The sequence below is a fragment of the Pseudoalteromonas sp. XMcav11-Q genome (genome assembly GCF_040104525.1).
GTDB lineage: Bacteria > Pseudomonadota > Gammaproteobacteria > Enterobacterales > Alteromonadaceae > Pseudoalteromonas.
Window position 1 is genome coordinate 84,451 of record NZ_JBECOX010000014.1, and the last position, 22,802, is coordinate 107,252.

General features: G+C 42.3%; 25 protein-coding genes. 11 read left to right on the forward strand and 14 right to left on the reverse strand.

Annotated elements, in window-relative coordinates:
* Window positions 1–549 (reverse strand): replication initiation negative regulator SeqA, encoded by a 549-nt coding sequence (gene seqA, locus ABMY45_RS19625; protein ID WP_206472905.1) that lies wholly within the window; start codon window positions 547–549, stop codon window positions 1–3.
* Window positions 550–685: 136 nt separating this feature from the next.
* On the opposite strand from seqA, the gene ABMY45_RS19630 reads away from it, so the two are divergent.
* From ABMY45_RS19630 to fur, 5 genes are all read left to right on the forward strand, one after another.
* Window positions 686–1,453: an alpha/beta fold hydrolase gene (locus tag ABMY45_RS19630; protein ID WP_206472903.1), complete on the forward strand. Its 768-nt coding sequence runs from the start codon at window positions 686–688 to the stop codon at window positions 1,451–1,453.
* Window positions 1,454–1,540: 87 nt separating this feature from the next.
* Window positions 1,541–1,762, forward strand: a complete 222-nt coding sequence (locus ABMY45_RS19635; protein ID WP_010372701.1) for a DUF2788 domain-containing protein — start codon at window positions 1,541–1,543, stop codon at window positions 1,760–1,762.
* Entirely contained in the window at window positions 1,762–2,040 is a 279-nt protein-coding gene (gene ybfE / locus ABMY45_RS19640) for a LexA regulated protein (protein ID WP_010372698.1), read from the forward strand. The genes ABMY45_RS19635 and ybfE overlap by 1 nt, the downstream gene beginning before the upstream one ends.
* Before the next feature lie 14 nt (window positions 2,041–2,054).
* Complete coding sequence (fldA, locus tag ABMY45_RS19645) at window positions 2,055–2,582, forward strand: flavodoxin FldA (RefSeq protein WP_206472902.1); 528 nt, start codon at window positions 2,055–2,057, stop codon at window positions 2,580–2,582.
* A 104-nt stretch (window positions 2,583–2,686) separates the two neighbouring features.
* Window positions 2,687–3,133: a ferric iron uptake transcriptional regulator gene (gene fur, locus ABMY45_RS19650; protein ID WP_010372691.1), complete on the forward strand. Its 447-nt coding sequence runs from the start codon at window positions 2,687–2,689 to the stop codon at window positions 3,131–3,133.
* 90 nt (window positions 3,134–3,223) lie between these two features.
* Here the strand turns inward: fur and ABMY45_RS19655 are convergent, their stop codons facing one another.
* From ABMY45_RS19655 to glnS, 7 genes are all read right to left on the reverse strand, one after another.
* Window positions 3,224–3,853: a glutathione S-transferase family protein gene (locus ABMY45_RS19655; protein ID WP_206472901.1), complete on the reverse strand. Its 630-nt coding sequence runs from the start codon at window positions 3,851–3,853 to the stop codon at window positions 3,224–3,226.
* A 54-nt stretch (window positions 3,854–3,907) separates the two neighbouring features.
* Window positions 3,908–4,261: a DUF1428 domain-containing protein gene (locus tag ABMY45_RS19660; protein ID WP_174168900.1), complete on the reverse strand. Its 354-nt coding sequence runs from the start codon at window positions 4,259–4,261 to the stop codon at window positions 3,908–3,910.
* Between the two features lie 14 nt (window positions 4,262–4,275).
* Window positions 4,276–4,665 (reverse strand): YciI family protein, encoded by a 390-nt coding sequence (locus ABMY45_RS19665; protein WP_010372682.1) that lies wholly within the window; start codon window positions 4,663–4,665, stop codon window positions 4,276–4,278.
* Between the two features lie 85 nt (window positions 4,666–4,750).
* Window positions 4,751–5,596, reverse strand: coding sequence for a YciI family protein (locus ABMY45_RS19670; RefSeq protein WP_206472900.1), 846 nt, complete (start codon window positions 5,594–5,596; stop codon window positions 4,751–4,753).
* Window positions 5,597–5,733: 137 nt separating this feature from the next.
* Window positions 5,734–7,008: an RNA polymerase sigma factor gene (locus ABMY45_RS19675; RefSeq protein WP_349289375.1), complete on the reverse strand. Its 1,275-nt coding sequence runs from the start codon at window positions 7,006–7,008 to the stop codon at window positions 5,734–5,736.
* Window positions 7,009–7,110: 102 nt separating this feature from the next.
* Window positions 7,111–8,937 carry a serine/threonine protein kinase gene (locus ABMY45_RS19680; protein WP_211868906.1) on the reverse strand — a complete coding sequence of 609 codons (1,827 nt, stop codon included), beginning with the start codon at window positions 8,935–8,937 and terminating at the stop codon, window positions 7,111–7,113.
* Between the two features lie 56 nt (window positions 8,938–8,993).
* On the reverse strand, window positions 8,994–10,658 hold the full coding sequence (gene glnS / locus ABMY45_RS19685) for a glutamine--tRNA ligase (protein ID WP_206472897.1): 1,665 nt from the start codon (window positions 10,656–10,658) through the stop codon (window positions 8,994–8,996).
* Between the two features lie 248 nt (window positions 10,659–10,906).
* Here glnS and ABMY45_RS19690 point away from each other — a divergent pair, with 248 nt between their 5' ends.
* Window positions 10,907–11,977: a DUF3083 family protein gene (locus ABMY45_RS19690; RefSeq protein ID WP_206472896.1), complete on the forward strand. Its 1,071-nt coding sequence runs from the start codon at window positions 10,907–10,909 to the stop codon at window positions 11,975–11,977.
* Between the two features lie 111 nt (window positions 11,978–12,088).
* Here ABMY45_RS19690 and fos read toward each other — a convergent pair whose 3' ends face one another.
* The 3 genes from fos to ABMY45_RS19705 form a co-directional block, all read right to left on the reverse strand.
* Window positions 12,089–12,496: a fosfomycin resistance glutathione transferase gene (gene fos, locus ABMY45_RS19695; RefSeq protein ID WP_349289376.1), complete on the reverse strand. Its 408-nt coding sequence runs from the start codon at window positions 12,494–12,496 to the stop codon at window positions 12,089–12,091.
* A 113-nt stretch (window positions 12,497–12,609) separates the two neighbouring features.
* Window positions 12,610–13,536, reverse strand: a complete 927-nt coding sequence (locus ABMY45_RS19700; RefSeq protein ID WP_206472893.1) for an FAD-binding protein — start codon at window positions 13,534–13,536, stop codon at window positions 12,610–12,612.
* The gene (locus ABMY45_RS19705) at window positions 13,533–14,285 is read right to left on the reverse strand and encodes an electron transfer flavoprotein subunit beta/FixA family protein (protein WP_174168906.1); all 753 of its coding nucleotides are present in this window, start codon (window positions 14,283–14,285) and stop codon (window positions 13,533–13,535) included. The genes ABMY45_RS19700 and ABMY45_RS19705 overlap by 4 nt, the downstream gene beginning before the upstream one ends.
* Before the next feature lie 176 nt (window positions 14,286–14,461).
* On the opposite strand from ABMY45_RS19705, the gene ABMY45_RS19710 reads away from it, so the two are divergent.
* Complete coding sequence (locus tag ABMY45_RS19710) at window positions 14,462–16,111, forward strand: electron transfer flavoprotein-ubiquinone oxidoreductase (RefSeq protein ID WP_206472891.1); 1,650 nt, start codon at window positions 14,462–14,464, stop codon at window positions 16,109–16,111.
* A gap of 84 nt (window positions 16,112–16,195) precedes the next feature.
* Entirely contained in the window at window positions 16,196–16,675 is a 480-nt protein-coding gene (locus tag ABMY45_RS19715) for an acyl-CoA thioesterase (protein WP_010372647.1), read from the forward strand.
* 382 nt (window positions 16,676–17,057) lie between these two features.
* Here the strand turns inward: ABMY45_RS19715 and ABMY45_RS19720 are convergent, their stop codons facing one another.
* Both ABMY45_RS19720 and ABMY45_RS19725 read right to left on the reverse strand, forming a co-directional pair.
* A complete protein-coding gene (locus ABMY45_RS19720) occupies window positions 17,058–17,345 on the reverse strand; it encodes a hypothetical protein (protein WP_206472889.1) in 288 nt (95 codons plus the stop codon).
* On the reverse strand, window positions 17,345–17,527 hold the full coding sequence (locus ABMY45_RS19725) for a hypothetical protein (protein WP_102056761.1): 183 nt from the start codon (window positions 17,525–17,527) through the stop codon (window positions 17,345–17,347). Before ABMY45_RS19725 ends, ABMY45_RS19720 begins: the two co-directional genes overlap by 1 nt.
* A 157-nt stretch (window positions 17,528–17,684) precedes the next feature.
* Between ABMY45_RS19725 and tsaA the strand changes: the two genes are divergently transcribed.
* From tsaA to ABMY45_RS19740, 3 genes are all read left to right on the forward strand, one after another.
* The gene (gene tsaA, locus ABMY45_RS19730) at window positions 17,685–18,392 is read left to right on the forward strand and encodes a tRNA (N6-threonylcarbamoyladenosine(37)-N6)-methyltransferase TrmO (RefSeq protein WP_010604700.1); all 708 of its coding nucleotides are present in this window, start codon (window positions 17,685–17,687) and stop codon (window positions 18,390–18,392) included.
* Between the two features lie 131 nt (window positions 18,393–18,523).
* Window positions 18,524–20,251, forward strand: coding sequence for a proline--tRNA ligase (locus tag ABMY45_RS19735; protein WP_206472887.1), 1,728 nt, complete (start codon window positions 18,524–18,526; stop codon window positions 20,249–20,251).
* 130 nt (window positions 20,252–20,381) lie between these two features.
* Complete coding sequence (locus tag ABMY45_RS19740) at window positions 20,382–21,182, forward strand: UDP-2,3-diacylglucosamine diphosphatase (RefSeq protein WP_010604698.1); 801 nt, start codon at window positions 20,382–20,384, stop codon at window positions 21,180–21,182.
* Between the two features lie 442 nt (window positions 21,183–21,624).
* Here ABMY45_RS19740 and ABMY45_RS19745 read toward each other — a convergent pair whose 3' ends face one another.
* Window positions 21,625–22,773, reverse strand: coding sequence for a hypothetical protein (locus tag ABMY45_RS19745; protein WP_206472885.1), 1,149 nt, complete (start codon window positions 22,771–22,773; stop codon window positions 21,625–21,627).
* Window positions 22,774–22,802 lie beyond the last annotated feature (29 nt).

A 22,802-nucleotide genomic window follows, 5' to 3' on the forward strand; every position in this document is an offset into this window, starting at 1 on the left:
TTATAGGTAGTCTCTAATTTTCTCGGCAGCTTCATCTGTGTAACCTAACACCTTAGCTACTTCATGAAGCATCATTTTCTTTCTAGTCGTATTTGAATTTGTCATCACCCAATATTCGCTGTCTGCTATATTTTTCGGGTTCATACTGCTACCACTTTCGAGTAGCGCATTTTTACTCGTGGCGAAGTAAATCCTATCGCGGCCTTTAATTTCGAGCACACAATTAAATTCGGATTTATGTGTACGATGAAGCGCGGATAGGATAAACAAAAATCGCCCGACCACGCCCTTTTGCATGGCAAGCTCTTCTTTATTTAGAATATTAAAGACATTCGCAACGGGTTTTACAGGTTGGCTTGGTGTTTTTGTTTGTGACTCAGCTGTAATTTCTGGTACTTGTTTTTCTTCCTGCTGTGTGACGGCTTTAGATTCTGTCCCAGAAGTAAGTTTTAATAAACGACGTAAAATCTCAGAAGCACTTTCTCCAATACTTTGTGTGTTACTTGCAATGTATTGATATAGCTCGTCATCTATTTCTATCTTTTTCATGCGTTTCCTGTCATCTATGCTAATTAGGAGCAACTCATTTCAATTGCCACTTAGTATATCCAAATTTAACTTATTACTCTATGGCTTTGCATTTTTACTCTTCAATGTCACAATTAGCGCCAATTTTGGAGGATTTATGCAGTTAAACTATCAACAAATTGGCGACCAAGCCAAACCTAGTGTATTTGTTATGCACGGACTCTTTGGTTCCTTGGAAAATTTGAATGTGGTGGCAAAAGCACTTGCTGAACATTTCAGTGTGATTAACGTCGATTTGAGAAATCACGGTCGCTCTTTTCATGATGAGCAAATGTCCTATCCAATAATGGCAAACGACATCAAAGCGTTATTGGATGAGTTAAAACTGGATAAAGTCAGCCTAGTTGGCCACTCAATGGGTGGTAAAGTGGCAATGCAATTCGCCCAATTATTCCCAGAAAGCATCAACAAACTTGTCGTATTAGATATTGCGCCTGTTGATTATCACTCAAGGCATGACGCAATAATTGCCGCGCTTAACGAAGTGCAGAAAAGTGATGTATCAAGTCGTAGTGAAGCAGATACCATAATGTCCCAATATATTGAAACAGTCGGCGTGCGTCAGTTTTTGCTTAAAAGTTTGGCAAAAAATGAAGAAGGTAAGCTTACTTGGCGTTTTAATTTAGATGTAATTACTGAAAAATACGACGCAATTACATCTAATATTAATGAAACGCATTCCTGTTTATGCGATACTTTGTTCATTAAAGGGAATAATTCTGACTATATCCTGCCTGAGCATAGGGAGCCCATCGCTCGTTTTTTCCCAAATGCGCGAGCAAAAATAATACAAGGTGCGGGACATTGGCTACATGCTGAAAAGCCTGAAGCTGTAAATCGCTCAATTATTGATTTTCTTCAATAAAACGAATTGAATTTACCGTTATAAACTTAATTTATGCATGTAGGTTATGGTATAGTAGCCGCCGTTTAAGTATTGAGTAGAGCTCAGATGGTCAGTCAATTTATAAATGAATTTGAAACGCTAGGGCTGTGGTTTGCGCTAGCTGGTATATTCTTTTTCATCGGTATGGCAATTCAGGACGTACTGAAAAAAGGTGATGTGCCAAAGTTCGGACGCTACATCGTTTGGCTAGTGCTGTTTCTCGGCTGTTCTGGATTTATAGCAAAAGGCTTGATCCAAGTATTTTGGCAAGGCGCAGGTGTTGGATAATGGCCAAGGCTGAAACTGATAGAACAACTATCGACCTATTTGAAAATGAAAAACGTCCAGGACGTCCTAAGACGAATCCACTGCCACGAGAAGTGCAGTTAAAGGTTAACAAGCGCAATCAAATTAAGAGGGATCGCGCGCGTGGCCTAAAAAGAGTAGAATTTAAGGTTTCATCAGAGTTGTATCAAGCGCTAAGTGATATGGCGGAGTCGCAAAACATTAGTCGAAGTGCACTCATCGAGACCATCTTACAAGAAAAGTTAGCGGTTAATAGATAGAAGGTAAGAAATTAATGGCAAGCGTAGGTATTTTTTTCGGCAGTGATACTGGTAACACAGAACACGTTGCTAAAATGATTCAAAAAGAGCTAGGTAAAAAGCTCGTAGACGTAAAGGACATCGCTAAAAGCAGTAAAGAAGAGATTGCCGAATTCGATTTACTACTTTTCGGTATTCCAACATGGTACTACGGCGAAGCTCAGTGTGATTGGGATGATTTTTTCCCTGAACTTGAAGAAGTCGATTTCGAAGGTAAGTTAGTTGCTATTTTCGGCTGTGGCGACCAAGAAGATTATGCTGAATATTTCCTTGACGCGATGGGCATGGTTAATGACATCGTTACCGAACGCGGTGCGATTGTAGTTGGTCACTGGTCTACCGACGGTTATGACTTTGAAGCATCAAAAGCTGTAGTTGAAGAAGGTAAGTTTGTTGGCCTTGGTATTGATGAAGATCGCCAGCCTGAGCTAACAGAGCAACGCGTTAAACAGTGGTGTGCACAAGTATATGACGAAATGTGCTTAAGCGAGCTGGAAGATTAATTCCATTTGCTTTGCACTTGCTGCCCGAGCAAGTTATTCTTAGGTTATAGCGTCGTGAATATTGACCTAAGACAAATTATAACTAACAGATTGAGACAGATTTAATGACTGATCACAACTTAGAGCTTAAAAAGGCTGGTTTAAAAGTAACGCTTCCACGCATCAAAATTTTAGAGATCCTTCAGTCTCCTGATAATCAACACATCAGCGCAGAAGATGTGTACAAGATCTTATTGGACAAAGGTGAAGAAATTGGCCTAGCTACAGTATATCGCGTGCTAAACCAATTTGATGATGCTGGTATTGTAACACGTCACCACTTTGAAGGCGGTAAATCTGTTTTCGAGCTGTCTGGCAGCACGCACCATGATCACTTGGTATGTTTAAAATGTGGCAAAGTTGTCGAATTTGAAGATGACGTTATTGAAACACGCCAAGAAGAAATCGCGAACAGCAATGGCATCAAACTCACGAATCACTCACTATATTTATACGGTGAGTGTGAAGATAAAGAAGCGTGCAAAAAGTACGCTGAGGAAAATGGTAACTAACCTACCTTTTCGCCAATTTAAGCATTAAGCCAGCAAATTGCTGGCTTTTTTAATTTGTTGCATAAACACCACCTTCCATTTATATAGTCACTATATTCTAGAGTACAATTCCAGCTGATCTTTGTATGCTTTTTTAAAAGCAGCTCTAGAAACACATTGCTCTAGATACTTTCGGCAATAGCTATATTGATTTAGCCCATCAAACCTATCGACCAAACGAAGCACGTCAGCCATCGCGATATCTGCAACAGAAAATTGCTCAGCCAACGAAGTTTTTCCCCGAAGATATTCATTCATGTGTTTCAAACGGCTATGTAAAAATCGCTCTATCGCTTTGCTGCCATCACTCTCAAAAGTATCTTCAGAAAATTTCAAAATTGTCCATGGAAGAGTTGCCATTTCTACAGAGTTGAGCGCGGCGAATAACCACTGTATTACCGATGATCTATTTTCTGTCGATATTAACTCATCGTTATGTTCAGCGATGTATAACAGACCAGCACCACTTTCAAATATCTCCTTATCTTCATGGCTAAGCCAAGGAACTTGACCAAATGGTTGATGTAAATAATGCGCATTTTCTCGTTCATTGAATGCGGTAAGTTCTATATCATAGGGTATGCCCGCCTCTTCTAGCGCCCAGCGCAAACGAATATCCCTGACATATCCTCTTGGCAGCTCAGGCACCCAATCAAACGTGGTAATGGTAAAGTTCGGCATATATCAGCTCCATGTCTATTGGACTGATAACTCAGCCCAATTTAATAACTAAGATTAACACTCTACTATTGTCATAAAGCCACCATAGATAAGCCTTTTGCCATCAAACGGCATTGGATTAGCTTCTTGATCGCAAATAGGATCTTTAAATACTTCTGCCATTCCAGCATCACGCACTTCTTTTGAAGGCCAAGTGATCCAGGAAAACACCACTGTTTCATCAGGCTTACATTTTACAGCCATTGGAAAAGAGGTAAGCGTACCATCAGGAACATCATCCCCCCAGGCCTCGACAACGTGTTCTGCTCCAAATTTTTTAAACACTTTTGCCGCTTTGCTGGCGTGTGCTTGATATTCTTCACGCTTACTGGTGGGTACAGCGCATACAAAACCATCTATATAACTCATCTTTGACCCCTCTATTATTCTCGTCTTTGTGCTTCATAGCTGACATTGTTCTCGTCTTGTAACTCGCGAACAGGCCGAATTTCAATGCTGCCATAGCGCGCTGGCGGAATTTTGCTAGCCGCTTGGATGGCCTCATTTAAGTCTTTGACATCAAGTAAATAAAACCCCGCAAGCTGCTCTTTAGTCTCTGCAAATGGGCCATCGGTAATATCGACTTTACCCGCTCGTACCCGCAAGGTTGTCGCACTTTGAGTTGAGAGTAACGCGTTGCCCCCTATCATCTGCTCGCGCTCTTTTAATGATTCCCCACACGCGATACATTCACGGTTAAGTGCGTCCCATTCATCTTGTGAGAGCTTTTCCATTGCTTGTTCATCGTAATAAACTAAAGCGACATATTTCATAGTGTGTCCAGCTCCTTATTAACTAGTATCTGAATAGCGAACGTCTTTTGCTGCTCGATCTGACTTAGCTATTCCGTGCTCAAGGTTAATTAGTATTACTAGGTAACATCACCATCCACGCAACACCGAATTTATCAACGACTTGACCATAAAGGGGGGACCAAAATGTTTCTTGTAATGGCATTCTGACCGTACCACCATCGGCTAGCGCATTAAATGCACGGTGAGCTTCTTGTTCAGAATCAATGGTTATAGACAGACTAAATCCTGCAAACGAAGCATCATCACCACAGCCGTCAGATGCAAAAATCTTCATATCGCCAATGCTAAACTCACAGTGCATTACTTTATCTGAGAAGTTTTCTTGTATCGCACCATCAGGAATAGGATCTGGACTTTCGTTAAAACGCATAAGCAGACCGACTTTGGCATATAGATGCTGTTGATAGTATTCAAGTGCCTCTTCGGTACGCCCTGCAAAAAACAAATAATTGCAAACATGTGCAGTTTGCATCGCAATCTTTTGTCTTAATTGTTCTTCGTCTGCGAGGATTTCGCCGCTGGGATCGATATCAGCAAAGTCAGCCATTTCATAAAACGGTCGAACTTCAATATCAGATTCCTCATTCATGGGATTAGGGCAGCGCTTAACCCATTCTAACGCCTCTTCCATTGATGTTACTTCCCATACCCAATAACCCGCAATTAACTCATTAGTCTCTGCAAAAGGCCCTTTAGTTACTATGCGCTCTTCGCCTTTAAAACGAACGCGAACTCCCTCTTTACTCGGCTTTAAACCATCACCAGAAGTCATTATTCCAGCATCAACTAATGCATTATTGAATTCTCCCATCGCAGCCATTAATTCCGCGGTTGGTAACTCCCCTGCTTCAGACCCTTCACTTGCTTTTACAATCACCATTACTTTCATCGTCAATTCTCCTGTTGTCTTTTATAAATAGAGCTGAATAACCAAAGGTTACCTGCGGTGTTAATAAATAAAGTGCTCTATACACTCTAGTCGAATGCATTCTTTAGAGATCGACAAAGTAAGGAAAATTTTCTTAATTAATTTTCACCTAGCTTGAGAAGCTTTTGTTTGAGAACCCTTTGCTCTGGTAATTGCGTTGTTAAGTTGAGAGCCGTTTTAAATGCATTAATCGCACTAGCCGTTCTGCCAGCACGAGATAATAGTTCGCCATAAGCCGCATGAGCCAAGTGATATCTTTGCATTTCTTTGTGCTCAAATAGCCGCTCTATAATGGTAATACCCGCATCCGGCCCCTCTTTCATAGCGATTGCGACCGCTTGGTTGAGCTCAATAACAGGAGACGGGCTTACTTGGTGTAGCTGAGCATATAATTCAACAATCTGTGACCAATCTGTCGCCGCTGCAGTTGTCGCAACAGCATGAGTCGCAGAGATAGCCGCCTGAATGGTGTAAAAGCCATATTCACCGGCGCGCATTATTTCAGCGACCAACTGCGTACCTTCGGCGATCATACCTTTACTCCAAAGGTTTCGGTCTTGATCTTCCAGTAAAATGATGTCACCGCTGGCATTGGTGCGCGCCGCCTTTCTTGCATCATTCAAGAGCATCAAGGCGAGTAACCCCGCCACTTCTGGATCTGGTGTTAGAGAATAAAGTAAACGAGTTAAGCGGATGGCCTCGGACGTCAGTTCACTGCGTATTGCAAGTTCGCCTTGTGTTGCTGAATACCCTTCATTAAAGACCAGATAGATAACCGTGAGCACCGCATCAAGTCGGTTGTTAAAGTCAGTGTCGTCTGGCAGTTCGAACGGAATACGGGCATCACGGATCTTCGCTTTGCCGCGCACAATTCGTTGTGCCATTGTTGTGTTAGACACCAAAAATGCACTGGCAATTTCTTCTGTTGTTAGTCCACAGACCTCCCGCAGAGTAAGCGCAACTTGTACCTTTGGATCAATAGCCGGATGGCAGCAGGTAAAAATTAATCGCAATTGGTCGTCTTCAATTGCATTGGCGTTTTGCTCTTGAGCGTGGCCTGCGATATCAGAAACCCCATCCAAGTCAGTAGCAGCAACTTCTAGCTTTTCTCTTTGACGTTGCTGTTTACGTATTGCATCAATCGCTTTAAAACGACCAGTAGAAATAAACCAAGGGACTGGGTTTTCTGGCATGCCTTGAGTAGGCCAGTGCTTTAACGCCATATTAAACGCGTCTTGCAATGCTTCTTCTGCTAACTCAAAGTCACCTAAAAGGCGGATCAGTGTCGCGTAAATTTTCCGGCTTTCTTGCTTGTACAGCACTTCTATAGACTTACGAATAGCATTGCTATCGCAAGCAAGTTGATTGCTCATCACTTTCCTTCGTCAGCTAGGTTATAGCAATTAGAATTGGTATAGTCACTATTTCATAAATCAGCAAGAGCCTCAATAACTGGCCAGAAGCGGTACTAACACCTAAGTGTTAACGACAAATGTTTTGGGGTTTTTGGGAAAGAAAAAGTCAGGCTGGCGGTCGCATAAAGTAAACTCACGTGTATTTTTATAGGGCAGCTTCATAAACCCTGCTACGCCATAATCTTGAATACTAACCGCGTATTGCATGATCCGAGTCAGTAGCGCCTTAAATTGCGTTTCTTTATTAGCATCAAGTAGCCGGTAGTAATAATGAATTTTCATCCTATCTTGCAACGATTCAAAAATGATGCAACCTGTATGGTGGATCTGATTTAACTCGAACACGCATTGAATTATCTGTCTTGGCAGCTGCAGTTGCTCGTCTGGATCTTTGCCGTCTTCAAAGTATGAATGCGGGCGTGTAATTTCATTGCTCGAAATATCGCTAACGCTAAACTCTAGTTCTGGCAGATGGTCAAATTGGAACGCACCGGTGCCGTCACGAGTCAATTGAATAGTTTGCCGCGCGTCGAATAAACAACATTTAAATAAACCTTTTTGTTTGATCCCCTGCGCGAGCATTACGGTGGCGTTCAACGCGTCTTTAAATGCAAGACTCATTGTTTCATCGTGTAAAATAAGACTCGACTCAACAAATACTTGCACGTCTTTCCAGTGAAAACTGAGACCACCAACGACCGGATATTTTGCCAGCCTGCTGATTGAGGCCAAAAAGGCTTTCTCGGTATCGCCGGTATCAAACAAAAACTCTTTATAATATCTATCTAATTGCGCGTCGTTTACGTCTCTTAGATTGTGTTTATCGTCAGCACGACGCAAAAACTGCTTGCGTGAGCTATAGACGACCGTTTCAGGTTTAACTGCGGTTTCGTAGGTCCAAAAAGGAATGCGGGATTTTTTCTCTGACAGTGTTAAATCAGGTAAATACATTTTTGCCATTGCTGGCATATTACGAACAAAATAATCCCCTGCGCTATCCCTCGTTGCTTTATCTTTGCTAAGCATGCCATCTAGCACCTGCGCAAATACTTTTGGCAGCCCCAAAGCGCAAGCAGGAATGACCTGAGCACCAAAGCGACATGATTGTGCACTAGCCAGTGCATAAATCGTCGACGCAACGCCTTGTTCATCAAAACGAGGAGAAGATTGTGCACCCGACATTTGCTCATCGCCAATAAAGTACACATCTCCCATCCGAGCGTTAGTCGTACTTACATCAGATGACATCAAATCCATAATATTGCTGGCGATAGGCTCGCCATATACATCCACCTGAGCATAAACTGAGCTTCCCCAATCAACCAAAGAGAAACCATCGGAAGCTTCATCCCAAACGATATTAGATGGTTTAATATCTCCATGAACGATAGGCTGAGGAGACATGCCATTGCGACGCTCGCGCAAATCAACCAACACATTTCTGAGTTTTAACGCGAGGCTTACCAACTCATGCGCTTTAAAACGGCCCTTTTTGAGTGAGATCTTTTCTAAATCTTCACCAGGGGCACGCTCCATCATTAAAATGCCTTGCTTTTTTACTCGCTCGAAGGCATAGAAGTTTGGCACCATAGGGTTGTCAATTTGCGACAACATATAGCCTTCATCTTCAAGCCTATCACGCACACTTTGGGCAAGCGTGATCCGAGAAAATTTAAACACCCAGTCTTTCCCCATATCACTTGTACCAGCAAATACGAAGCCAAATGCACCAGAGCCAATTACCTCAACATGTTTATAGCCAAGTTGGCTCAATTGTTTTTTACAGATATTCAGCCATTGACGATGCTTTTTTGCATCATGATGAGACAGTAAGTAGATGGACTGCTGTTCGTTGATATAGAAGTGTTGGATGGATTTTTCAGACATAATTGTACGTAGAAAAAGCAATAAAAAAGGTCGACATTAGCCGACCTCATTCAGTATTAACCTTGCTGTTCTATCTTAGCCCACGAATCACGTAGACCAACAGTTTGGTTAAACATTAGCGCTTCTGACTTGTTATCACGACAGAAGTAACCTAAACGCTCAAACTGATAACCTTGCTCAGGCTTAGCGTTTGCAAGTGCTGGCTCAAGTTTGGCATTTGCAATGGTTACCAAAGAGTCTGGGTTTAACACTTCCGTGAAATCTTCAGCAGCCGCTGGGTTTGGCACAGTAAATAGACGATCATACTGACGCACTGGCGCTTCAATACAATGTGAAGCAGATACCCAGTGAATTACGCCTTTTACCTTGCGGCCATCTTCTGGGTTTTTACCTAAAGTATCAGGGTCGTAACTACAGTAGATTGTCGTAATATTACCGTTTTCGTCTTCTTCAATGCGCTTAGCTTTAATCACATAAGCATTACGAAGACGCACTTCTTTACCTAGCACCAAACGTTTGAACTTTTTGTTCGCTTCTACGCGGAAATCTTCTTGTTCAATGTAGACTTCGCGCGTAAACGGTAGCTCACGCTCGCCCATGTCTAATGTTGGGTGATTAGGCGCTTGTAGCATTTCAACTTTATCTGCATCAAAGTTTTCAATTACTAGCTTAACAGGGTCAAGTACCGCCATTGCGCGTGGTGCATTTTCGTTTAAGTCATCACGGATACACGCTTCAAGCATACCCATTTCAACCATGTTGTCCATTTTGGTTACGCCAATGCGCTTACAAAATTCGCGAATTGCAGCTGGTGTATAACCACGACGACGAAGCCCTGCAATTGTCGGCATGCGCGGGTCATCCCATCCTTCAACATGGTTATTAACAACCAAGTCATTGAGCTTACGCTTCGACATCACCGTGTATTCAAGATTTAAACGAGAAAACTCGATTTGCTGTGGATGACACTCGATGCTGATGTTATCTAGCACCCAGTCGTACAAACGGCGGTTATCTTGGAACTCTAATGTACAAAGTGAATGCGTGATCCCTTCAAGCGCATCGGAAATACAGTGCGTAAAGTCATACATCGGATAGATGCACCACTTATCACCAGTTTGATGATGGTGTGCAAAACGTACACGATAGATGATAGGGTCGCGAAGCACCATAAATGAGCTTGCCATGTCAATCTTAGCACGAAGAACACATTCCCCTTCTTTAAACTCGCCATTTCTCATTTTTTCGAATAAGGCTAAGTTCTCTTCAGGTGAAGTGTCACGATAAGGGCTATTTTTGCCAGGCTCAGTCAGCGTGCCACGATATTCACGCGCCTGCTCAGGCGACAGGAAGCAAACATACGCTTTACCGTTTTCAATTAGCTCTACGGCGTAGCTATACAACTTGTCGAAGTAGTTTGATGAATAACAAATTTCACCATCCCACTCAAAGCCAAGCCACTGGACATCTTCTTGGATAGATTTAACGTAGTTGATGTCTTCTTTTTCTGGGTTGGTATCGTCAAAGCGTAAGTTGCACTTACCTTGATAATCTTGGGCAATACCAAAATTTAAGCAAATTGATTTAGCATGGCCAATGTGTAAAAAGCCATTTGGCTCAGGTGGAAAACGTGTGTGCGTAGACGCATGTTTGCCACTGGCAAGATCCGCATCAATAATGTTGCGAATAAAGTTTGATGGGCGATTTTCAGTTTCCGCCATAGGAAATCTTTCCTCTGAATTATGCTCTTAGTTAACCTCGGCATTATTACAAAAACTCAGCCGAACTTACAGCAATTATCTGCGCTGTATCAGGATTTATTCATTTGGTTAAATGTTCATCAGATTTTTGTGACAAATTTTGTTCTAGCGCAATATTTCCGTCACAACTTCATCCTATAGTTGCGCCATCTCAGTGTTTATACCACAAACACTGCTTAAGTCACGTTACCGAGGAAAGGACAAAAGTAATGGCTTCAATGAATTTGAATCGTGTTTATATATCAACTAAGGCTAGGAACAACCACTATATTCTTGCTGAGTTTAAACCGGATGATGCATTCTATGCATGTTTTGACTCCAGCAGCGCGTGTTACGAGCGTTTGTCTCGCCAGCTATTCGCACTGTGTGACGAATATGAGCTGCATAATGTACATGTAATTGCGAACGATAAATTGCCGGTGGTGCGTTACCACGACGAAGCCTATACCATGCAAACAGAAAAGCAGATTTTGTTTTTCTACAACCCTAAGTTCCACGAAGCGCACCAAACTTATCTCAATGACGGATACCAAGCGCGTAAAATCCGCTTATTATTTTTAGCCACGGGAAATGAATTACGCGCCAATGCTGCGACCTTCCACAGCAAAGTGAAAAAGGTGCTTGATGCACTTAAAGAAGGCTTTTCTCCGGTAGAACCTCAGTTTAGAGTGAGAGACCATCAACATTTAACCTATGACCTTTTTGCCAAAGCTAAAGGCGACAAAGAGTCATATGGCTATAAGTTGCGTGCGCTTTACCCACGCTATCAAGCCAGAAACTGCACGTTACCAGAAGAATATAGCGAAATGACTTACGCGACCTTTAACATTCCAGTGTCACGAGCAATAAAAACAGAGTTCCAAAGCCAAATGCGCCCGGGTGACTACGGACAATTCTATCGCACACTAGAAGATGCATTTATTTCTTCTTGCAATGATAAACAGCTCAATATGGTAGCAATGGTAGCCGATGGCCGTTTGCCTATCGTCAGAAGCGCCAAAATCGATAAGTCCGATACTAACCGAGAGCTACAAAAACTGAGTTTTGATACCGGCTCCGGTGACAATCAAATTTACTCACTGTTTAACGAAGCAAACCTAGTAGACACCATTCGCTTTGTCATCGTCGCCAATGACAAAGACAAAAAAGACATGGGCTATGGTCGTTTTATGAATCACGTAGAAACGGCGATTAAACGCTTTGTTGCACAACTTCCTGTTAATGTTGAAAAGCAAGATATCAACGTACGCTTCTTCCAACATATTAGTTACGACTACTAACCATTAAATATGGTTTGGGCGCTTCCGAGCAAGTCATTGCGCCCTACTTGTTTACCAGAATAATATAAGCACCAATTTAAACGACGAGATAATTAACTCTCGTAATTGAAATTATAATTTTTTATACCAAGTGAGGCCTGAATAAGGTTGCTGCTGCAAACTTTTTAACCGACTTTGCAAACTACCACTATGGATCTCAAGTTTATGATGATCGGGGTCATAAATATAGAGTGAGTCTCCTTCACTGCTATTTTGCTGCCATACGCCAACCCCGTTTTCCAATAATGTTTTAGAAAAAGTTGTAAAGTCTTCGGCAGCAATATTGAACGCTACATGACTGTAATCTGAGCTTGGAGATACCTCACCTAAAGATAAGCAAAGCCATACCTCACCAAGCGTTAAATATGCCCCTTTGTCCCAAGTTACCCAAAGCTCAAACCCTCGCAAACCGCAGTAAAAATCCAGTGACGTATTTAGGTTAGATACCGCTATTGTGATGTGATTTAATCCTGATAACATATTTATTCCTACCGCTTTTTATCCCAGACACGAAAAAAGCCGCGACCAAAGGTACAACGGCTTTAACAACCAGAATTATTTTTCTTGATGTAGGCTAGCTACAAAAAGAAGCGTTACAGTGCCTGTTCAAGCTCTGGTAACGCATCAAATAGATCCGCAACAAGGCCATAATCAGCCACTTGGAAAATCGGGGCTTCTGGATCTTTGTTGATAGCGACAATGACCTTAGAATCCTTCATACCCGCAAGGTGTTGAATTGCGCCGCTGATCCCAACTGCAATATATAAGTTAGGCGCCACAATCTTACCGGTTTGGCCCACCTGCATATCGTTAGGCACAAAGCCCGCGTCAACAGCAGCACGCGATGCACCAATTGCGGCCCCTAGTTTGTCAGCAATACCATTTAGCAAGGCAAAGTTTTCACCGTTTTGCATACCACGGCCACCTGAAATAACAACCGGTGCGGCAGTTAATTCAGGGCGCTCAGATTCAGTTTGTACAATGCTCACAAACTCACTCACTTGAGAGGCAATACTTTGCGAGCGATCCTCAATGTCACATGCTGCTTGAGTCTCTACGGCATCAAATGCTGATGCACGCACAGTGATAACTTTTTGTGAGTCTAATGATTTTACAGTCGCAATTGCATTACCCGCATAAATTGGACGCTTAAAGGTGTCTGCATCAATCACATCGATAATTTCTGAGATCTGTGATTTGTCGAGTAACGCCGCGACACGTGGCGCGATATTTTTACCTGTGGTAGACGCTGAAAACAAAATGTGTGAAAAGTCACTTGCTAATTCAACAACTAGCTCAGATGTGTTTTCTGCCAACTGATGTTCGAATGAAGCATCATCAACAGCAACCACCTTTTTTACACCAGCGATCTGTGCAGAGTGATTGGCAGCCTCAGCGATGTTGTGACCTGCAACTAATACGGTGATGTCGCTTGCTATTTTTGTTGCAGCAGCAACCACCTTAGCGGTTTCAGGTTTCAATACACCATTTTCGTGCTCAGCAATAACTAATACGCTCATGAGATCACCTTTGCTTCTGTTTTTAACTTGTTTACTAACTCTTCAACGCTCTCAACCATCACGCCACCAGAGCGCTTAGCTGGCTCTTCAACTTTCACCAATTCAATACGAGGAGCTAAATCAACGCCTAACGAATCCGCTGCGATTACGTCTAGTGGTTTACGCTTAGCTTTCATGATATTTGGCAGTGAAGCATAACGAGGCTCATTCAAACGCAAGTCTGTTGTCACGATCGCTGGAAGTGATAGCGACACCGTTTGCAAACCGCCATCAACTTCACGCGTCACTTGTACTTTATCGCCTTCAACTACAACTTTAGAGGCAAAAGTGCCCTGAGCACGCTTAGTTAACGCCGCTAGCATTTGTCCTGTTTGGTTATTATCAGAATCGATAGACTGTTTACCTAGAATGACCAGCTCTGGACTTTCTTGCTCCACTACCTTAGCCAGTAGTTTTGCAATGTGCAGAGATTCAAGCTTTGCGTCTGTTTCAATGTGAACTGCTTTATCTGCACCTAGTGCAAGCGCCGTTCTTAGCTGCTCTTGACAAGCTTTATCGCCAATTGATACGGCAATAACTTCCGTTGCGGTGCCCGCTTCTTTTAAACGAACCGCCTCTTCTACCGCGATTTCACAAAATGGGTTGATCGCCATTTTGACATTGCTCAAATCAACATCACTGTTGTCAGATTTGACTCTTGCCTTTACGTTGTAATCAATCACGCGTTTGATTGGCACAAGTACTTTCATGGTTACTCCATCATCTGGTTATTCTCTAAGCTGACGTCTACGTCAACAAATTATTTTATTGGTTTCAGACTACTTCCTGTTGACGTAAACGTCAACCTCAAATAACCTTAGTTTAACGAAAATCAAACTAAAGCCTCTCTTTAGTTAATCTACCGTCAAATAGTGTGAGGTTAATAATGGTCGAACGTGAAACCATGGAGTTTGATGTTGTGATAGTTGGTGCAGGTCCTGCGGGCCTGTCTTGCGCTATCCGACTCGCTCAACAGGCTCAAGAAAAACAACAAGAATTAATGATTTGTGTAGTCGAAAAAGGCTCTGAAGTAGGTGCACATGTCTTGTCAGGTGCAGTGTTTGAAACCAAAGCACTAGACGAACTTATCCCTGATTGGGCTGCAAAAGGCGCTCCCGTGACAACAAAAGTGACGGGTGACGACATTTATTTATTCAAAAATGAAATCAATGCCACCAAACTGCCTCATCTAGTGGTACCAAAAACATTTAAAAATGACGGCAACTATATTGTTTCTATGGGTAATGTTTGCCGTTGGCTCGCTGAACAAGCAGAACAACTTGGCATTGAAATTTTCCCAGGCTTTAGCGCCCACTCTCTAATAATAGAAGAGCAACAAGTTAAAGGTATTATTACCGGTGATATGGGCCTAGATAGAGATGGCCAGCCTAAAGACAGCTACATGCCTGGAATGGAGCTTAGAGCGAAATATACCGTATTTGCTGAAGGTTGCCGTGGCCACTTAGGCAAACAACTTATAGCTGAATTTAAACTGGATAAAGACGCTTCCCCTCAACACTATGGCATCGGCTTTAAGGAAATTTGGCAAGTAGACCCAAGCAAGCATAAAGAAGGTCTTGTTGTACACGGCACAGGTTGGCCACTCGACAATGATACCCATGGCGGTTCATTTATGTATCATGCTGAAAACAATCAAGTCGTGGTCGGGTTAATCATCGACTTAAATTACACTAATCCACACCTAAGTCCATTTGATGAGTTTCAGCGTATGAAGCATCACGACACCTTTGCGAGTGTACTTGAAGGTGGTGAGCGCATTGCCTATGGTGCTCGAGCAATCGCCAAAGGTGGCTTTCACAGCCTACCTAAAATGCATTTCCCAGGTGGTTTACTGATTGGCTGTGACGCAGGTACCCTCAACTTTGCCAAAATTAAAGGCAACCATACTGCAATGAAGTCAGGTATGCTTGCAGCCGATGCCATCATTGAGGCATTAGGCCAAGAAAGCGCTCCGTCAGACTTGGTAAGTTTTGCCGACAAATTTAAGGCAAGTTGGCTTTATGATGAGCTTTATCAATCTCGTAACTTTGGCCCAGCAATGCATAAGTTAGGTCGTATTATGGGTGGCGCCTACAATATGATCGACCAAAACATTTTCTCAGGTTCGCTACCATTTACTATTAAGGACGAACATCAGGATCACGCACAGCTTAAGCTTGCATCTGAATCGCAAACTATAAGTTACCGAAAGCCGGATGGTAAATTAAGTTTTGACAAACTTTCTTCCGTATTTTTATCGAATACCAATCATGAAGAAGTGCAACCATGTCATTTACAGTTAAAAGATTCTGAAATACCAATCAAAGTGAATTTAGCTAAGTTTGATGAGCCTGCGCAGCGCTACTGCCCTGCAGGCGTGTATGAAGTAAACGAAAACGAGCAAGGTGAGAAGCAGTTTGTTATCAATTCGCAAAACTGTATTCATTGCAAAACCTGCGATATTAAAGATCCGAGCCAAAATATTACCTGGGTCACCCCAGAAGGGGCTGGTGGTCCGAACTATCCAAACATGTAATATCAATAAATCCTAAATTGCGGGGGCGAAATGCCCCTTTCTTTCCTATACTTAGCGTATATTTTTAAAAATAGAGCTGAGCCTATGCCACAACAATCCGTCACCTTTCGATTTTTAGCAGAGCCCACCGACGTCAACTTTGGCGGTAAAGTACACGGTGGTATGGTCATGAAATGGATTGATCAAGCTGGGTATGCTTGCGCCGCGGGTTGGAGCGGCAGCTATTGCGTTACCGTTTCAGTTGCGGGCATGCGTTTCCACCGTCCGATTCTTGTGGGTCAGATTGTTGAGGTTTCCGCGCGCATTGCCCATACCGGGAACACCAGTATGCAGATTTTTATTCAGGTGCGCTGTGGTGATCCAAAAACGCAACGACTTGTCGAAACCAATCACTGTATTATCAGCTTTATCGCCATGGACCAAGCTGGGTATCCAATTCAAATTCCTCAGTTTAAAGCGAAAACCGAAGAGGAGAAAAAATTAGAAGCCTATGCGGTGAAAATGAAGGAAATAGCGATCCAGACCGAATCGCTATTAGAAGAAACCTTGTCCGATAGTAAATAACATGAAGGTTTGATAACAAAAATTAAAGTGTAGAAGTTCAACTACGATTGAACTTCTAGCAGTTTAAAGGCGCTATTCGGCTCACCAAAAACCACGACATTACACTCACCCCAACTTTTCGATATATGCCACTGCATATTTTCAGCAAATTTAAATTGTGAGAACTGGTTACAATGACGAACTTCGGGGCATTTGGACGGATTTCTTGCAAGTGGACCAGCATTAACAATGTTGACAAGTGCAAATTGGATTCGCTCTATGCAGAGATACTAAAGCTGCTGAAACTAAGTACCATTGAACTAGCGATTTAATCCAATTTTACATTTAAAAGCTTATCCAACAAAGAACATTACTTATTCAAACTTTAAGTTAAATAGCAATTTCACAAAAGGTTTCTTGCAAGAGAAAAAATAACTTTTTCACTAGCAGCTAGCGCATCGCGTTTGCTTAAATTACCTTCTTTTAATAATTGTAAGCTTACTTTTTCAGCCTCTTGACTGAGCAGTATATCCATTTTAGTTGGACTTACTACCCCTTCTGTTAAATCATTAATTATTGCTTGCAATGCAGCTCTACGCTCCGATATAGCGCGGATCAAAATAGGCTTTAAAGGGGATGATTTACAGAGCACTTCTTGACAACTTTGGTCAACCTTTCTATGAAACTCCATTATTTACACTCATCTCGTTTCAGGCGATTAAATGCTTGTAATTTTTCTCGTAAACCTTGAATTGGCTTTATATCTTCTACCAATTGCTTGTACTCGTACGCTCGAGTACCAATAATTTGTTCGTTATCTGTGCGTAAACTCGAACGTAAGCCATTTTGGGGCGAAAAAGTGTGCCGATTCATGTTGCGACTTCCACCAGCAATTCCATTATTTACAAGGTTATGCGAAAAATCTGAATAGATAAATTACATGACATTACAGGGCTAATTACGAGCAGGGTTTTGTGAAAGTCAGGATCAATAGTAAACTTCGCTCATCTTAATTAAAACAGAGACCATAGTGGAACAAATCACTATCGAGCCCATCGGCTTTATCCAATCTCCTTATAAACAGAAGTTCGCTATACCGAGACAACCAAGGCTTGTCCCAGAGGCAAAAGCCAAGCTTAGATTTGTTGGTGAATTCAATCGCGAAGAATTTGTTCGTGGTATTGAAGCGTTCACGCATATATGGTTGTTGTTTCGTTTTCATGAAACCGCTGATAAAGGTTACTCCGCACTTGTACGTCCTCCGAGACTCGGTGGCAATGAACGTAAAGGCGTGTTTGCGACTAGAGCGACTTTTCGACCCAATGGGATTGGCATGAGTGCAGTAAAGCTCGAGGGCGTAGAGTATAAAAATGGTCAGCTGGATCTATTGCTCTCCGGCGTAGATTTATTGGACGGTACACCAATCATTGATATTAAGCCGTACCTTCCCTATTCAGATGCCTTGGTGGATGCCACGGCTGGCTTTGCTGATACTCGGCCAGAAACGCAAATGTCTGTTAGTTTCTCAGACGAGGCCAACATTTTTATCGAAAAACAGAAAAACTATCCTGAACTTCGACAGTTCATTACCAATGTACTGAAGCAGGACCCTCGTCCGGCTTATAAAAAGAAACGCACATCACAGCAGGACTATGGTATGAGTTTGTATGATTTTAATATTCGCTGGACTGTGGATGGTGAGCATAACCATGTCACTGAAATATCGTTAGCAAAATAGCAAATTCAGCGGCTTGCCAATAAACTTATAAATTATGAAGATGTTTAGGTATTAAAGCTTTTTAAGCGGCTACTGCACTGCTAGAATAGCCGCCAATAAGAGAACAATAAGTAACTTATACTGGAATAAGAATGCGTACGAGTGAATATATATTAGCGACTCTAAAAGAGACGCCGTCTGATGCAGAGGTGGTAAGCCACCAGCTAATGCTTAGAGCGGGTATGATCCGTAAATTGGCTTCAGGTCTTTATACTTGGCTACCATCAGGCCTAAAAGTTTTCCGCAAAGTAGAGAGAATTGTCCGTGAAGAAATGGACAAAGCGGGAGCGATTGAGCTGCTAATGCCAGTGATCCAGCCTGCAGAGCTATGGGAAGAGTCAGGCCGTTGGGAACAGTTTGGTCCCGAACTACTTCGTATTAATGACCGTCATGGCCGTCCATTTGCACTTGGTCCAACGCATGAAGAAGTGATCACTGATCTTGTACGTCGCGAAATCAACAGCTATAAGCAACTGCCGATCACACTTTATCAAGTCAGTACGAAAGTACGTGACGAAGTTCGTCCACGTTTTGGTGTGATGCGCGCGCGTGAATTCACCATGAAGGATGCCTATTCATTCCACATGACTGATGAGTGCCTTGAAAAAACGTATCACAAGATGTTCCAAGCTTACTGCAACATTTTTGATCGTTTAGGCGTTGACTACCGTCCTGTTATTGCTGACAGTGGTTCAATTGGCGGCAACCTATCGCATGAGTTCCATGTACTTGCAGAGTCTGGTGAAGATGCAATCGCATTCAGTGATGAAAGTGACTACGCTGCAAACATTGAAAAGGCAGAAGCACTTGCACCAACTGAAACTCGCCCAGCGCCAAGTAAAGAACTTAATACGTTTGACACGCCAGAAGCTTTCACCATCGCTGAACTAAAAGCAAAACACGGCGTTAAACCACACCGTGGTGTGAAAACACTCATCGTGTATGGCGCACCAGACGAAGACGGTAAACGTGGGCTTGTCGCGCTTATCGTTCGTGGCGATCATGACTTAAATGAGCTTAAAGCTGAGAAATTGGCACTAGTGGATTCACCGCTCGAGATGGCAAGCGAAGAAGACATTGTTAACGCTATTGGTGCAAAACCAGGCTCTTTGGGACCTGTCGGTCTTTCAATGCCTATCATTGTCGACCGTAGCGCAGCTATCATGGCTGATTTTGTTGCCGGTGCAAACAAAGATGGTGTTCACTATAGTGGGATCAACTGGGACAGAGACGTAAGCGCTTATACTGTTGAAGATATCCGTAACGTGGTTGAAGGCGATCCAAGCCCTTGTGGTAAAGGTAAAATCCTTATCAAACGTGGTATCGAAGTAGGTCACGTGTTCCAACTTGGTACTAAGTACTCTGAAACGATGAAAGCTGGTGTACTTGGCGAAGAAGGGAAAAACCAAACATTAACCATGGGTTGTTATGGTATTGGTGTTTCTCGTATCGTTGCCGCAGCAATCGAGCAAAATAACGATGATTACGGTATCAAATGGCCTGTTGCTATTGCGCCATTTGAGTTGGCAATCGTGCCAATGAATATGCATAAGTCTCACCGTATCCCAGAGATCGCAGAAAAGTTCTACACAGATCTACAAAATGCGGGAATTGATGTGTTATTCGACGACCGTAAAGAGCGTCCGGGGGTTATGTTTAACGATATGGAACTTATCGGTGTTCCTTATACCCTAGTGATTGGCGAGCGTAATCTTGATGAAAATAAGGTTGAGCTGAAAAATCGTCAAACTGGCGAAAAACTGATGCTGGATATTGGATCTGCGGTTGAAACAATCGTTAATGCAATTAGAAGTAAATAAACCTACGTAAATTGCATGACAAAAGAGCATACAGATGTATGCTCTTTTGTCATATTAGCTTCTCCTAACTGCCCCGCCACTGTCATCTTTGCCTCTTAGCATTGTCATTATTACGCTAAAGAGCCAAGCCATGAAAACAACATACTATCCGAGTATTTGGATCTCAGACGTACACTTGGGCTACAAGGACTGTAAAGCAAAGTTCTTGCTAGATTTTCTCAACAAAACCGAATGTGATGTACTCTATCTGGTTGGTGATATTGTTGATCTATGGTCAATGAAACGCCAGTTTTTTTGGGATCCATCCCACTATCAGGTATTAGAATGCATACAAAAAAAAGCGGGATCTGGTACACGCGTTATCTACATACCGGGTAATCACGACGAAACCTTCAGAAACTATGTTGGGCAAACGCTTTTTAAAGTCGAAGTGCATAAAACCTTTATTCATACCACTTCCGCAGGTAAGCGGTTTTTATTATTACACGGTGATGATTTTGACTCGGCAACAAGATATAACAAACTGATCAGTATCATTGGGGATGCCGCTTATGATTTTCTACTCTTCTTAAATCGCTGGACCAATCGCGTAAGACGTTTATATGGTGGTCATTATTGGTCGCTTGCATCTTGGCTGAAAAAGCGCGTGCATAAAGCCAGAGAGGCCATTGCCGCATTCGAGAACGCAGCAATTCATGAAGCGAAGAAACAAGGTGTCGACGGTATTATCTGCGGGCATATCCACCAACCAGAGATCCGTGTCGTAGATGGTATTGTGTACTGCAACGATGGTGATTGGATAGAAAACTGCACGGCATTGGTTGAAAACCAAGAAGGTCGTATCGAATTGCTGCATTGGTCAGATGTACAATCTGTACTCAACGTAGTTGAAATTGACAATGTTAAAACCGATAATGTTGAAGCCGCTTAATAGCGGCTTCAGTTCTTCCAGTCATTCTTCTTTTAATAGCTTATGCAGTAAGTCAATGCGCTTATTGATACGCTTGTTTTGCACGTATGCCTCTGCGCTTAAGCGCATCATTAAAATCAAAAAGATGTATAATACCAATTGAATTAATTCTCTAATCAATTTGAAGGGTGAAATAGCATATTAGCTTCGTTAAAAATTTCTCATTTAGAACAACTAAATAGCAAAATTTTTGCCTTGCCTATATGGAGATAGGTACCTTAGCGGTAGCAGGACGCGAGAGCGGTGCTACTAAAGCTATTTCCCCGCTTCAAGATAGATCATTTACTTAATACAACTGGTATAAAACGGGTTGTTCAATAATTTCTGGATAGCGATAGATTAAAAATACTATTGCCACTAGCATACCGATATTCTGGTAGAATCGCCGCTTTTGTCAGGTGTGTTATATCACAAATGTGGTCATTGCCCAGACAATAATACCGATAATAAATACTAGAATACCATATTGAAAGTGCCTCACCATTGGGAACACCGCTTTATCCGTTCGTTCAATAGACAAAGGATATTGCCAATGCGTTAACGCAAGTAAGAGTGGCTCGGCTTCTACGCTCATGCCAGAGAGTGAAACCGTCGCACCATACTCAGTATCAAAGACCAAATCAACAATATGGTTACGACGAGTCGAAGAGGTTAACCTATCTAAATCGCTGACTGTAAACGTATTCCAGTGTACCTTAATATCGTTAACTTCATCCTTTTTTACCTCTCGTGCTTGTTTATCTGTAAATAGTAACGCAGGTAGCAGCAAACTATCTTCCTCAACCTTAATTTGGTTACAGGGTGAGTGATAGACAAAATAGTGTTTATTACTGATAAATAATGACGTCAACCAATAGCTCAAGTACGTGAGCACCAAAAATACCAAACCAGCTATGTAATTTTGTGACGAGTAAAGAATAAAGCTGGTCATTAGAGCAAAAGCCCCTACCACCATCCAAACAATATGCCGCTTATGCTTAGGCGTCGGTAGTGCACATCGTAACACGGAGAATCGCGCTTCAATATCGCGATTGCGATTCATAAATAAAGGAAATAATCTTGCAAGGCTAGTGGGAGTTGAGCTCGTAGCTGATCTTCTATCTGCATCCGCGCCCGCCGTTGGTTGAACGTTATGGTCAAGAGCTGATGCAGACAAAAGTGCATTGAGTTTATCAGCTTGCCGTAAACACGAAAATGAATAGACCGCAGGCTCCTCACTTTCTGAAAGATAACTTATACCAATATAATTGAGTTGCTTGTTACAACCCGAAGATACATCAGTCACGGTTGAAAGCGGTATCACACACTCGTCTATTCGCCGAATATTTATATTCAATAACGATAGTTGTTTAGTGATAACAAACTGCTTTTGTGCAGGGTCAAACATTAAACGATTACGGTATGAAAATAGTAACAATGAAATCACTAAGTAGATCGGAGCTTCCAAAAAACTTGACCCGACTAAGTGCAACACCGACGATAAAAAGAATAAAATAGCTATGCCGTTAGTAACTGATTCACTGACTGACTTAAGTACCGTGGTTGGTGTCATCCTACATTCCTTGAGTGACTAATATTGAA